14 protein-coding genes are annotated in these 12614 nt (G+C 34.3%); 3 read left to right on the top strand and 11 right to left on the bottom strand.

Annotation, left to right across the window (positions count from 1 at the left end; translation table 11 throughout):
- Positions 1 to 158: 158 nt before the first annotated feature.
- Positions 159 to 950, top strand: a complete 792-nt coding sequence (locus ABH959_RS17580) for a DUF4240 domain-containing protein (protein ID WP_404493013.1) — start codon at positions 159 to 161, stop codon at positions 948 to 950.
- 59 nt (positions 951 to 1009) lie between these two features.
- Here ABH959_RS17580 and ABH959_RS17575 read toward each other — a convergent pair whose 3' ends face one another.
- The 10 genes from ABH959_RS17575 to ABH959_RS17530 form a co-directional block, all read right to left on the bottom strand.
- Positions 1010 to 2047: an SDR family oxidoreductase gene (locus ABH959_RS17575; protein WP_404492978.1), complete on the bottom strand. Its 1038-nt coding sequence runs from the start codon at positions 2045 to 2047 to the stop codon at positions 1010 to 1012.
- Positions 2048 to 2229: 182 nt separating this feature from the next.
- On the bottom strand, positions 2230 to 2901 hold the full coding sequence (locus ABH959_RS17570; RefSeq protein WP_113937610.1) for an ABC transporter ATP-binding protein: 672 nt from the start codon (positions 2899 to 2901) through the stop codon (positions 2230 to 2232).
- Complete coding sequence (locus ABH959_RS17565; RefSeq protein WP_181777940.1) at positions 2901 to 4166, bottom strand: ABC transporter permease; 1266 nt, start codon at positions 4164 to 4166, stop codon at positions 2901 to 2903. The genes ABH959_RS17570 and ABH959_RS17565 overlap by 1 nt, the downstream gene beginning before the upstream one ends.
- Before the next feature lie 5 nt (positions 4167 to 4171).
- Complete coding sequence (locus ABH959_RS17560; protein ID WP_113937611.1) at positions 4172 to 5257, bottom strand: FtsX-like permease family protein; 1086 nt, start codon at positions 5255 to 5257, stop codon at positions 4172 to 4174.
- Between the two features lie 77 nt (positions 5258 to 5334).
- The gene (locus tag ABH959_RS17555; protein WP_113937612.1) at positions 5335 to 5703 is read right to left on the bottom strand and encodes a hypothetical protein; all 369 of its coding nucleotides are present in this window, start codon (positions 5701 to 5703) and stop codon (positions 5335 to 5337) included.
- 476 nt (positions 5704 to 6179) lie between these two features.
- Positions 6180 to 6446 carry a hypothetical protein gene (locus ABH959_RS17550; RefSeq protein ID WP_113937613.1) on the bottom strand — a complete coding sequence of 89 codons (267 nt, stop codon included), beginning with the start codon at positions 6444 to 6446 and terminating at the stop codon, positions 6180 to 6182.
- Between the two features lie 126 nt (positions 6447 to 6572).
- A complete protein-coding gene (locus tag ABH959_RS17545; RefSeq protein ID WP_113937614.1) occupies positions 6573 to 7508 on the bottom strand; it encodes a serine hydrolase domain-containing protein in 936 nt (311 codons plus the stop codon).
- A 24-nt stretch (positions 7509 to 7532) separates the two neighbouring features.
- The gene (locus tag ABH959_RS17540; protein ID WP_113937615.1) at positions 7533 to 8423 is read right to left on the bottom strand and encodes an AraC family transcriptional regulator; all 891 of its coding nucleotides are present in this window, start codon (positions 8421 to 8423) and stop codon (positions 7533 to 7535) included.
- A gap of 47 nt (positions 8424 to 8470) precedes the next feature.
- The gene (locus ABH959_RS17535; protein ID WP_113937616.1) at positions 8471 to 8941 is read right to left on the bottom strand and encodes a GNAT family N-acetyltransferase; all 471 of its coding nucleotides are present in this window, start codon (positions 8939 to 8941) and stop codon (positions 8471 to 8473) included.
- A 17-nt stretch (positions 8942 to 8958) separates the two neighbouring features.
- Positions 8959 to 9360, bottom strand: coding sequence for a DUF3980 domain-containing protein (locus tag ABH959_RS17530; protein ID WP_085311783.1), 402 nt, complete (start codon positions 9358 to 9360; stop codon positions 8959 to 8961).
- 96 nt (positions 9361 to 9456) lie between these two features.
- Here ABH959_RS17530 and ABH959_RS17525 point away from each other — a divergent pair, with 96 nt between their 5' ends.
- Positions 9457 to 9906, top strand: coding sequence for an NUDIX hydrolase (locus ABH959_RS17525; protein WP_113937617.1), 450 nt, complete (start codon positions 9457 to 9459; stop codon positions 9904 to 9906).
- A 33-nt stretch (positions 9907 to 9939) separates the two neighbouring features.
- Here ABH959_RS17525 and ABH959_RS17520 read toward each other — a convergent pair whose 3' ends face one another.
- Positions 9940 to 10851: a DMT family transporter gene (locus ABH959_RS17520; RefSeq protein WP_113937618.1), complete on the bottom strand. Its 912-nt coding sequence runs from the start codon at positions 10849 to 10851 to the stop codon at positions 9940 to 9942.
- A gap of 124 nt (positions 10852 to 10975) precedes the next feature.
- On the opposite strand from ABH959_RS17520, the gene pdxR reads away from it, so the two are divergent.
- Entirely contained in the window at positions 10976 to 12418 is a 1443-nt protein-coding gene (gene pdxR, locus ABH959_RS17515; RefSeq protein WP_113937619.1) for a MocR-like pyridoxine biosynthesis transcription factor PdxR, read from the top strand.
- Positions 12419 to 12614 lie beyond the last annotated feature (196 nt).

Here is a 12614-nt window from a genome sequence, read left to right as displayed (position 1 = left end):
ATTATGTATGTGCTGTACAAATAAGATTACTAAATTTTTCTATTGCATTCAATGATTTTCGAACTTTCCGAAAACTACACTTACCTTTTCGTCATTACAGGTATTTATACATATGTTACAATCACAATGCATACTAGAAAAGCAATATGGGGGTACGAATAGAAACGTTATTAATCCAGCAAACTGAGAAATCAAATAAGTTTTGGAAAATCGTTGTGAAAGATAGAGACTACGTTGTGTTTTACGGAAAAATTGGCACAGCTGGTAGTGTGAAAGCGAAAGAATTTGAAACAGAAGAAGAATGCATAAAAGAAGCTAACAAACTAATCGCTTCCAAACGAAAAAAAGGATATACCGACCCTATTCTAGGGGAAGATTACATAAAAGAAAAAACGATAACAGAAGAAGAATTTTGGGAGATAATCGCTCGTGCAAAAACGAAAGGCGAAGACCAAGAAGAACAAATAGAATGGCTCATTTCTCACCTTGCTAAACGTACAGTACATGAAATTGTAGCTTTTGACACACATATGCACCATATTTTAAAAGCTTCCTATACGTCTCACTTATGGGCGGCTGCTTATATAATTATGGGCGGTTGTTCGGATGATAGTTTTGATTACTTCCGCGGGTGGTTATTATATCAAGGAAAAGAAACATACGAAGCGTGTATTGAAGATCCAGAACGGTTAATTCCTGTATTAGAAAATTTGAGTGAGTATGACGTACCAAATATTGAAGAACTTTCATTATACTTTGGATACACTGTATATGCAGAAAAAAACGGGGATGAAAATGATACTTACTTTACACTTTATCATGTCTTATCTAATGAAAAATTCGACGATATAGATATCGAGTTTGACTGGAATGAAGATGACGAAGACGGTTTGAAAAAGATGTTTCCTAAGTTATGGGAAATATATGGGGAAGAACCAATTGAATGGTAGATAAATATTAGGACTCTGTTTAACCAATAGACAGAGTCCTGTTTTCATAGAATCCTTATTTACACTCTCTTTGTTTCATTCCACTTATCTAACAGCTCCTTTTCTCTTTCAATTGAAATACCTGCCTTTAATTCCCTATGTTTCGTTTCTTTCATCCACTCATACACGTCTGTAACAGTATCTTCTAAACTTCTAAAAGTAAGACCCTCTTTAACTGCGCCCTCTATATTAATAGAGAATCCACCTTTCCACGGATCTGTTTCACCTTCTAATGAAAAAGCTTCGGGAAGCCATAATGGCATTTCCGTCCATGGCTGTACTTTATTCTCATTCATAAACGATTCATCAACCCAAACGAATTCAGCATCACTATTCGTACCCTTTTTACACGTATTTAATAGCTCTTCCATCGTCAATTCATAATTTGGACCTGTAACATTGAATGTACCTGCTTTATTGGTTTCTGCCATGTTTAGTCCCCAGTTTGCCACGTCTTTTATATCAACTATCTGCACTGGACGGTCTTTTCTTCCTGGAACTAGCACTTCTCCTCCCTTTACTACACGCCCAATCCAGTATGGAAGCCGATCTGTATAATCAAACATCCCTGAAAGAAGTCCTGCTCTTACATGTAAAACACGCCCCGGCCAATAATTCTCTGCTTCTTTTTCACATAATACTTTAAGCGCACCGTAATACTCATAAGGAGATATTTCACCATTCTCTACAGCTTTTACCTTATCACTTGGTGGTTCAGGTAGTAATTTATAATCTTCTTTTATGTGATACGGAATCCAATCTTTATATACGGAAAGGCTTGAGATGAATGTATAATGCTTTATATTATCTTTAAGTACTTCTCCTACATTCCTAATGTGATGAGGAGAAAATCCACACGTATCTATGACCAAATCCCATTTTCGATTTTCTAAACTTGAAACATCATCATTTCTGTCACCGATTAACTGCTCTACTTCAGGAAAAACTTCTTTATTCGTTCCGCGATTAAATAATGTAACTTCATGTCCTCTTTTTAAAGCTTCTTCTACGAAAGCTCTTCCTAAAAAACGTGTACCACCTAGAATTAAAATCTTCATGTTTCTCCCCCCATTCGTGATTGAAAATCCTTTCTTTTGTTAAACGATTTTTTGCTCTGAAAAGTTACGGGTGGGATGTAGCTTTTTACTACAATTTTAATTCTATAAAATAAAAAGAAACCATTTTGAAAAGTTAATCAGCATGGTTTCTTAAATAATAAATAATTATTAACTCTCATTCTTTAACTCCGCACAACTTCCCCATCAACTAACTCAATTATTCTATTACACTGATTCGCTACTTCAATATCATGCGTTACAATAATAATCGTTCTTCCTTCTTCATTTAGTTGTAATAGCAGATTCATAATTTCTTCTCCGGTCTTCCTATCTAAATTCCCAGTCGGTTCATCAGCCAAAATTATTTCTGGTTCGCCCACTAACGCTCTTGCGATAGCTACCCGCTGCTGTTGTCCACCTGATAACTCGTCTGGTGTTTTATGCATATGTTCTTTTAAACCTACTTTTTCTAAATAGAACTTCGCCTTATTTTCTCTTTCACGTTTCTTTAGCTTTCTATACGTTAGTGGTAGTGCTACATTATCCAGTACACTATGTTCTTTTAACAACGCAAAATATTGAAAAATAAATCCAATCATTTCATTTCTTGTTTTATGAACTTTATTTGCTCTAATTTCACTTAATGTTTTTCCATTTAAAGTATATTCCCCATCATTCGGCATATCAATTAACCCTATAACATTTAATAGTGTACTTTTTCCTGAACCTGATCGACCCATTACCGCTATAATTTCGCCCTTTTTTATCGTTAAGTTTATACCGTTTAAAGCGAACGTTTTGTGATTTTTGTTACTATACACCTTTTTAATATCTTTTAGCTCAATTAAACTCATTATTCCATCCCTCCTATTAATGTTTTAGGTTCAAGGTTTCTAATAAACAAGAAGACAATGAAATTTGAAACAATAATAATTAGTAGTAAGAATAGAAATACTAAAAATAATATAGGCAGATTTAATTTAAAGTCTAATACAGACGCCACATTTAAGTCTTTTGCTGTTTGTAGAAGAGCCCCATATCTAAATAAAAAGTATGCTAGCGACATCCCCATGCCAGCTATTCCAACAAAAGTGTTTTCTAAAACAATTTGAATAAAAATTCCAATTTTACTGTCTCCAAGAACCAATTTTATACCAAATTCCCTTTTCCTCATCATAATTGAGATTATGGTGGTTACAACAATTCCCGCTATTGAAAATAAAATAAATAGAATTCCTACTATAAGTTGTGGGATTTCAGAATAGCTATTAACAGTAACATCTTTATTTATTTCTTCCCCTAAATTTTTTAGATATAACGTAACGTCGTTTCCTTTAAGTTGAATTGTCTCTTGTAATTTCTTTATATCTGCACCTTTTCGTAGAGTTAATACGGTGCTTTGATGTAACCTTAAAAACATTGATTCATGTTCTTCATACCTTTCCGATGGCATAGGCAATATCATTGCTTTATCCAACTTCAAATATGTATTCGTGGAATTATTATTTACAATGAATTTATTTTCTGGTAAAAAACCAATAATCGTATATCGATCATTAATTGTATCCCCCACTTGAAAATATTCCTTAAAGTAAGAACCAGCTAAAACATTCATTCTCTCTTCACCTTTTTTTAGGAAATCTTGGTGTAAAAAACCCTTTCCAGTTTTTAAAGACACATTGAGTAATCTATAGTAGTTTTCATCTACTATGATTGTATTAATAGTGGGTCTTTCATCGTGAAATGTTTTATTTTTCAAATCACCAAGCATACTATTTTTAAGTAATCTATTACTTGATTCTAATTCTATTATCCTCTCTTCGTATGTTCCATACGAAATCACATCTTTATTTTGTTGAATTTTATTATAAATCTCTTGAATTTGCTCTTTATTAAATTGATCGCTTCTTAACCTATCTGTATTCATATCAAAAGAAATTAAGTATGTGTTGTCCAAATCTAACACTGAACTTGAATTGTCATTGAGATAGTATAAATTATAAAATACATTAATAGAACTCGTTATAGTTGATAATCCAAGCGTAAATTGTATTAGTAGAAGCAGTGAAAATAGAAATCTCTTTTTTAAAGCTATTACAGCGCTTTTTATTCTCATCATATTTTTTACTCCTTCAATGCTTTAGCAGGTTCACTTTTTAACACATAGACGAATGGTATTAAAGAGGTAATGAAAGATATTAAAAGAGAGACAAATACACTCATTACAATATGAAAAATACCTAAACTAATATTATAACTTGTATATTCTATAATACTTTTACTCAAAGTGCTTAAAATCCATTGTATACCTATTGCACAAGCCGCTGCTGTGATTGCACATATGAATAGTTGACTAAATATAAATACAAAAAGATTCGAGCTACTTGCTCCTAAAGCTTTCCTTAGAGATAGACTCTTTCTCTTCGTATAAATCCAAAAATAACTTACAATTATGCAATTAATTAAAGCTATGATGAGAAGTCTATATGGGAAATTTAGTAATTCTTCCACTGCTTGACTTGAGTTTTTTTCTTTCTCATAATTCTCTTTTTCATTTATCACTTTAGCATATGTATCTGTTCTATTCTGCTTAACATGCTGAATGAATGTGTCTATCTCTCTTTTAGGATCTTTGTTAGACCTAACTATCATTTGAAATGTGTTTTCATTTTGTATACTTTGTTTCACCTCATCTGGCATATCATTTAGAGAGACGTAAATTTTATAATTATATTCATATCCAGTATTTGCTCCACTCACACCTTTAACTGTATATTCCTTATTAAATAATTTTATTGTTGCAGAATCTTTATAAATTTTCTTTCCTACAATTACATTATTCTTTTCACCTTGTTTCATGTGAGAACCTTTGAGCAAAGGCGGGGACCAGTTCATATTAATAAGGCCAACGATAGTCACTTGACCGATATCTGGAATAGTAGTACGAATATCATTTGTAATAACGCTAGAGTTTATAAAATCAGATTCTGCTAACTCTTGAAATTTTTTTAAATTTATTTCTCCCATACCAGTTAGCTCAATGGAGTAGTAATAATTAAAATAACCATTTTTACTATCATAAAATTTCTCATCATAATACTCTCGAGTTGATATAGCTATAAGTATCGGCAATATCGTTAATACAAATCCAATAAATAACATACTGAATATTTTTTTGTTCACCGCTATTTCTTTTAATACTAAATTCATATATCCTCCGGATTTTAAAAACCGTGAAAGAGGTATAAATCCTTTTTTCACGGTTTTTATTATTATTTGTATAGTTCTTACTTAATTGTCATGACCTTTGATGTATACGCACTATCGCCAACCATTACCCATTCATGGGATGAGTTACCACTGCTTACTGGTCCGTTTGATGTAAAATTGACACTTACACGATCAGAACTTGAAGCATTAGGCAATTGCCTAAAACCTGAGGATCCATCATTAAAACGAGCACTTACAGTCATCTTGTAATAATGAGGTTCATTTGTTTTCGCCGTATAAGCAGATGCAGAAGCTTTAGCTCCGGAACCCACCCATGCTGCACTTGAATCCCAGCTAATTGAGGCAAATGAAACTGAAGAAACCGTACCTACTGCACAAGCTGTAATACCTAGAGTAGCTAATGTCTTTTTAATTAGGCTTTTCATATATCCCTAATCCCCCTTGTTTAAAATATTCACTTAAATATTTAAGTATTCTTAGGCCGTGACCTCACTATATCAAAAAAAAACAACAGTGCAGTGAGAACATTCTTTAATTTTACATTTTTTACACAATATTTACATTTTTTATAATAAAATGACATAAAATCTAAGTTACGCTATTTTTAAAATTGACTGTTGATTTTCATACACTAAGATTTTTCCTAATCCTGCTTTATTTCTCTCTGTACATTCAGATGAGCAACTTGCTGATCATTAATATCCCAATAATATACCCTGTTTTAAACAAGCCTTCTGTAGTTATACAGAATGTTTACTTTTCAACATTTTCATAGATTTAGACCTGATTAATATTAAATCTTAGTTGCTCATGTCCACTCATTAATCTATAAATCTAAATCATTCATATTCATACAAACAATGCTCCTATCAAATTGACAGGAGCATTTCTTTTTTAACCTCTATTTACTTTTATATACTTGAATTGAAATCACCAAAATTAAACTGAGCACTCCCATAAATAAACAAATCGCACCTAGAATGGTATAAGAATTTCCATACCCCTGTAATATAGCTAAATATGTACTTGTATCCATATGACCGCCCTGCTCTGTAACAGATCTACTAGCTGCCTTACTCCCCATTTCTGGTGCATTTATAAGAATATACACACCGAAAATAGATACTAAAGCTGAAATAATTTCTACAATATTAGATTTGGTCACCATACCCTCACCTTTCACACAACATCTTTAATCCATCTAGAAAAATCTCTTTCTATCTCTTACTTATACATAATAGCAAAAAAGACGGTATGAAATTCCAATTCATACCATCTTTTTTGCTAAATTCAATTATTTAGCTGTATACAATAAAGAATAAATTAGCTCCCATCTATCCTTGACTTCCGGTACAATTTCAGATGCAATCACCACCACCAGTTCCTTCTCCGGTACACAACAAATCACATTTCCACCATCGCCCATTGCACAGTATGAATAGACACCATCTTCTTCTCGTAACCACCATAAGTAACCATATTGATTTAAATTCATCGCTGTTGATTCTTGTACCCACGATTTTGAAAGAATTTGTTTTCCATCATACGTACCTTCATTCAAATACAATTGTCCAAACTTAGTCATATCTCTAGCTGTTAACGTAAGTCCCCATCCACCTGTCGAAATACCATTTGGATCGTGCACCCATCCTTTTACATCTTTTCCGAATAAGTCATCGAATCCAAATGCTTTCATATTGTAGTTTGGAATTTCTCTCATACCAATAAGCTGAAATAAGTGTTCGTTCGCAAATTCACGGGCACTTTTCCCTGTTACACTCGTAATAATTGCTGATAATAAATGAGCCCCTGCAGATGAATATTTAAAAGATCCGATTTCTCCGCCTTGTCCGATTCTATTTAGCGTATACTGCACCCAATCCTCTTGTGTACATAGTTCTTCTAACGATTCCTGCCAGTCCACATAAGGATATGGCGCTGTCATTGTAAGAAGGTGTCGTACTGTTATTTCAGATGTTTTAATATTATATTCAGGAAAGAAGTCCATTACTTTTTGATCAACGTTTTTTATATACCCTTTATCTACACATATCCCAACTAACGCAGAGATTATCGTTTTTGTGACTGACGCTACATGAAACGCATTATCTGGACTGTAACCATTATAATAATTTTCAAAAACAACATTACCTCTCTGCACTACTAACATACCATTAATATTTTTGTATTCTTCTTTTATAATCAGATCTAACTTTTCAGCAGTTTTCATTATTCATTCCCCTTTAACCCATGATTAAAAAGGTTCGATAGGTACATATATATCGACTATATGTTTATTTTCTGGGTGCTGCTTTGGGTCATTTTTATACATTTCAAAAGGATACGAATCTCTCGGTTTATATCCGCTATTTGGAAGCCACTCACCGTATAAGAAATCCCATGCTCCTTTATATTCATCTTGGAATATTTCAAAATGACCTACCGCATACTTGCCTGAAGGTATTACCATTATTCCAATGTCGCTCGTTTCTACTGCGGACTCATCTGGAATTGTTACACATAGACTTGTTCTTAAATGATAGTCTTCTGTAAACTCATGATGATCGTGGTAAATTGTTAATACCTTCGTATCCTCGAATACATGATATTTCTGCTTCGATGCGTAATGAAATAGTTTTTCTATCATTTCTGGAAAATCTATAGCTAAATCTTTATATGTACCTACATGTCTTATGTATGCGACGTTTACGTTGTCCGCTGTTACAATTTCGACCTCTCCTCGAACCTTCTTACACTCATTGTATTGAGAATCTTCGCTAACGTCTTTGCAATTCTTGCTATTGTGATTTCTATAGTGAGACGGACTTACTCCGTAATAACTTTTAAATGTCCGGGAGAAAACTGCTGAATCTGTGAACCCGAAGTAATACGCAATGTCTGTAATCGTCATATCTGTACGATAAGTAAGAAGGTGTGTTGCCCTCTCTAATTTCAAACGATTCACATACCGAGATAACGGCTCATCCATCATCCCTTTAAAAATTCTATGAAAATGAAATTTTGAAAAGCCTGCCACATTAGCTAAATCTTCAATTGAAAGTGAATCATTTATATGTGATTCTATATAGTCTTGCACTTTATAAACACGTCGTAAATACTCGTTTCTACTTTGAGAACTCTCCATATTTATCCCTCCTCACAACAAAAAGGCTAACTTTACGTCAGCCTACTTTACACATTTTTTAAAAATAAAACTCTACTCCCGCCGTTCCCATCATAATTTGTATGTACGGATACACCTTCTATTTCATCATCCCCAGCTTCAATTTGAAATCCGATTTCTTGATGAAATTCAATTGACTTTTTATTAACTGGTGACGTTATCGCTTTTACAACTTTACGGTTATTTGCACGAGCGCTATCGAAGAAATAAGAATATAACGTCGATGCGATTCCTTTTCGTCTAAACTTCGGATTTACACCGATAAAATGAACGTACGCTTCATCTTTATGCGTTTGTGAAAAAAATCCACATAAGAAACCTAACGTTTCTCCATCTTCTTCAATGATAAAACTCGTTTCTTGAAAATGGACGAAAAACAACTTCGGCAACATACTAGCCATATCTCTTCCGTCCCACCAATCATTTAATACAGAATGAATATTTACATAATCTTCCCCTTGAATATTTCTTACTCGCATGTATTTCTCCCTCTCACTCACTTCATTTTTTCATATATTTTAATAACCGTTTCGACTAACAGAATGAATACCCAAATACCTGAAAATACAAGAACAGACTGGAATATCGATCCAATTATCATAACACCAACTGCACCTGTTATTGAAAATGATATTCCACCAAGCCCTGGATCCTGTATAAGTGCTCCAGCAGAAAAAGCAGTTATAATAGATACTATTAAATAAATAACACTCATTATTTTTAATATTTTTATAGAAAGATACGAAGTTTGTTCTTCTTCCACTTGTGATAATTCGATTTCCCCGCTCGCAATTCCTTTTTGTAGACAATCTTCACACAAAAATTCTTCATTTATTTTTTTACCACCATGTATTGTACCTGTTATTTCTTTACACCTTGAACATTTTCGATTTATCATGTTGTTATCACTCCACTCCTATAAGATTATACTTATATAATTCTATATTTGTCTTAATATTCCTTTTATGTATTTTATAGAGAAAGGTCGTGTTTTATGATTTCAAAACTTACATTTGGTTATAAAGAACCTACTGTTCAGTATGTATTACGGCCAAGTTGCTATGCGGTTATTTTTAATAATGCTTGCTCAAAAATAGCTATCATCGAAAAAGGAGAACATTACTTTTTACCTGGTGGCGGTATGGAAGGTACGGAAACGAAAGAAGCATGTTTACAGCGAGAATTACTAGAGGAATTAGGTTGGGCGATTGAAATTGATCGTTATATCGGTAATGCAGCACGATATTTTTATGCCGAAAAAGAGGATACATATTATTTAAACGACGGGTTCTTTTACATCGCACAAAAGATACATGAAGTTGAAGTTCATGAAGAAGACCATATTTTACAATGGCTGTCTCCATCACTTGCTATAGAACATTTACTTCACGATCATCAAAAATGGGCTGTTAAACAAGCGCTTTTATTACGAAATAAAAAATGATCTCCTTCTATATGAAAGAGATCATTTTTACTACTAACTTACTTTTTTCAAATTGAGAGCTGGCTTTTTGATTCCGCCTTTTTTTACAACATATAAGCCGATGAAGATTATAAGACCGCCAACGAGTTGCATCATATTGATTTGCTCTCCAATTGTTACAGCTGCAAAGATAACTGCGAACAATGGTACGAGATACATATAAACCATTACTTTCGTTGAACCGATTTTACTAATACCGACATACCACATTGCAAGTCCGAAGATTGTCGCAAAGACGATTGAATATGCTAGTGATCCCCAGCTTGGCATATCTACTGGCCACGTTAATGTATTTACGTTGAATAAACAGTATATAACGAGAGGTACAATTCCAATTAAAGTAGACCATGATGTGACTCTCATTGCGGAGTATTTTGTGATAAGTGGTTGCGCTAAAATGGGATACCATCCCCACGCAATTGCTGCGACTAATCCAATTATATTTCCGAGCCATGCATACTCGTATGTAGCTCCTCCTGTATGTCCTGTTAATAAAACGAATGCTGCACCAATAAATGCTACTATTGAACCCATTTGTACTTTCATAGAAAAACGTTCTTGTTTGTGCAATACTGCTAATATTCCTGTAAAAATAGGTGACATCGCAATTAATAATGAGGCGTTCGTTGCTGAAGTATATTTCACAGATAGCATAAACATCGTTTGATACATTGTCGTTCCAACGATACCGACTGCTACTAATCGTAACCAATCTTTTCTTTCAATGCGAAGTGATCGTTCCATTAAAAATGTAATAAGTAATAATACCGGTGATGCTACTAAAAATCGTAAACTATTAAATTGAATGGATGACATATATGCCACGCCATACTTTCCAATTGTATAATTTGCTCCCCATACTAATGCTACTGATACTAGGAGCCATTCCATTTGCCATCGTTTCATCCGAATCTCCCCTTCCCTATTTAGCATAGTAAAATTGGCTGGATATAACACCGTCCAATTGGCTGTTTTTTTACCCAGCCAATTTGTTATACTTAATGTATATAAGATTTGCGGAGGCGTTTGTATGGAATGGAAGCTAGATAACGACAGTAAAATCCCAATTTATCAGCAAGTAGTTGACTTTATTGAGAAACGTATTACATACGGAGAACTTCCTCCAGGAAGCTTCCTCCCTTCCGAACGGAAATTAGCTACGCAGTTAAATGTAAACCGAAGTACAGTAACGACTGCTTATAATGAACTACGTGCTATGGGAATTGTAGAAAGTACGACCGGTAAAGGTACACGTGTAAGTACACATATGTGGGGTGTTTCTCCAACTTTAACGCCGAACTGGAGAAATTTCGTAGAAGGTGGCACGTTTTTACCAAACTTACCGTTACTTCGCCATATTCGGGCGGAAGTACAACAAAATGACAACATTATAGATTTTGCAAACGGGGAGCTCGGTTGTAACCTCTATCCTCACGATCAACTACAAACGATTTTGCGAGAACAACCGTTAACGCAGTCATTAAGTTACGATCATCCCCAGGGGTATCTCCCGCTAAGACAAGCGGTAGTGAAATATATGAAGGAATATTTAAAAGTTGAAGCGACTGAACAATCCATTATGATTACATCTGGTGCACAGCAAGCACTTCACCTTATCGTACAATGTTTATTAAATCCAGGTGACGCAGTCGCTTTCGAAAGCCCTTCTCACTGCTACTCATTACCATTATTCCAATCGGCAGGTATTCGTATTTTCCCATTACCTGTCGATGAACACGGTATTAATCCAGACGATGTGCAGGAATTGTATAGAAAACATCGTATTAAAATGATTTTTTTAAATCCAAATTTCCAAAATCCTACGGGAACGATGCTGCATCCAAACCGTAGAAAAAAATTGTTATCACTTTGCGCAGACTTACGAATTGCGATCGTTGAAGATGATCCGTCTAGTTTACTTACGTTAGAAAAGAAACAACCTTGTCCTACTTTAAAATCGATTGATGAAAATGGAACTGTCATTTATGTACATTCCTTATCTAAAATGATTGCGCCAGGGTTACGAGTTGGCTGGCTTGTCGCTCCGCAGTCTGTCGTAGAGCGATTATCAGATGCGCGTCACCAAATGGAATTAGGAATGAGTATATTCCCGCAGTGGCTTATACAACAATTTTTCGAAACAGTTCCATTTCAGTCGCATATAGTTCCTTTACGAAAGCAACTAGCAGAAAAAAGAGACATTATCGTCCGTGCTTTAAATGAACAGCTTCACGATAAAATCTCTTTTTCAAACCCAACTGGCGGTATATACATATGGGGAAAATTAAACGAACCGATAAACGAAAAACAGCTTATTATGCAAAGCTTAAAACAAGAAATCGCCTTTATGCCGGGCAGTATTTTCGGCGCGAAAGATGGTTATATTCGTTTATCTTATGGAAAAGTGAATATTGATCAAATTGAAGAAGGCATTTCTCGTTTGCGTGAGGCTATTTTGGTTTGTGGGAAATAACATTATGTAAAGAAGTCTCGTTTGACAAAACCTAAATCTACCATTATTATCAACACGAACCTATTTATCCCGCATTAACGGGCAGTAAAACTCCCACCTCAAAATTCAGCTGGAACAAAGAAGTTAGGTGGGAGATCAACTGCCCGTAAACGCCCGATTGGTTCAACTAATAATCAGTGAGGGATGAACAAAACCC

Origin of the sequence: Bacillus sp. RC51, assembly GCF_044908115.1 — a bacterium.
In the GTDB taxonomy this organism is placed as follows: domain Bacteria; phylum Bacillota; class Bacilli; order Bacillales; family Bacillaceae_G; genus Bacillus_A; species Bacillus_A mycoides.
This window is presented reverse-complemented; position numbering and strand designations above follow the sequence as displayed.

Excerpts from the sequence above, each read along its gene's own strand:
- ABH959_RS17575 (WP_404492978.1), bottom strand. The coding sequence starts at position 2,047 with ATGAAGATTTTAATTCTAGGTGGTACACGTTTTTTAGGAAGAGCTTTC.
- ABH959_RS17570 (WP_113937610.1), bottom strand. The coding sequence starts at position 2,901 with ATGAGTTTAATTGAGCTAAAAGATATTAAAAAGGTGTATAGTAACAAA.
- ABH959_RS17565 (WP_181777940.1), bottom strand. The coding sequence starts at position 4,166 with ATGATGAGAATAAAAAGCGCTGTAATAGCTTTAAAAAAGAGATTTCTA.
- ABH959_RS17560 (WP_113937611.1), bottom strand. The coding sequence starts at position 5,257 with ATGAATTTAGTATTAAAAGAAATAGCGGTGAACAAAAAAATATTCAGT.
- ABH959_RS17555 (WP_113937612.1), bottom strand. The coding sequence starts at position 5,703 with ATGAAAAGCCTAATTAAAAAGACATTAGCTACTCTAGGTATTACAGCT.
- ABH959_RS17550 (WP_113937613.1), bottom strand. The coding sequence starts at position 6,446 with ATGGTGACCAAATCTAATATTGTAGAAATTATTTCAGCTTTAGTATCT.
- ABH959_RS17545 (WP_113937614.1), bottom strand. The coding sequence starts at position 7,508 with ATGAAAACTGCTGAAAAGTTAGATCTGATTATAAAAGAAGAATACAAA.
- ABH959_RS17540 (WP_113937615.1), bottom strand. The coding sequence starts at position 8,423 with ATGGAGAGTTCTCAAAGTAGAAACGAGTATTTACGACGTGTTTATAAA.
- ABH959_RS17535 (WP_113937616.1), bottom strand. The coding sequence starts at position 8,941 with ATGCGAGTAAGAAATATTCAAGGGGAAGATTATGTAAATATTCATTCT.
- ABH959_RS17530 (WP_085311783.1), bottom strand. The coding sequence starts at position 9,360 with ATGATAAATCGAAAATGTTCAAGGTGTAAAGAAATAACAGGTACAATA.
- ABH959_RS17525 (WP_113937617.1), top strand. The coding sequence starts at position 9,457 with ATGATTTCAAAACTTACATTTGGTTATAAAGAACCTACTGTTCAGTAT.
- ABH959_RS17520 (WP_113937618.1), bottom strand. The coding sequence starts at position 10,851 with ATGAAACGATGGCAAATGGAATGGCTCCTAGTATCAGTAGCATTAGTA.
- pdxR (WP_113937619.1), top strand. The coding sequence starts at position 10,976 with ATGGAATGGAAGCTAGATAACGACAGTAAAATCCCAATTTATCAGCAA.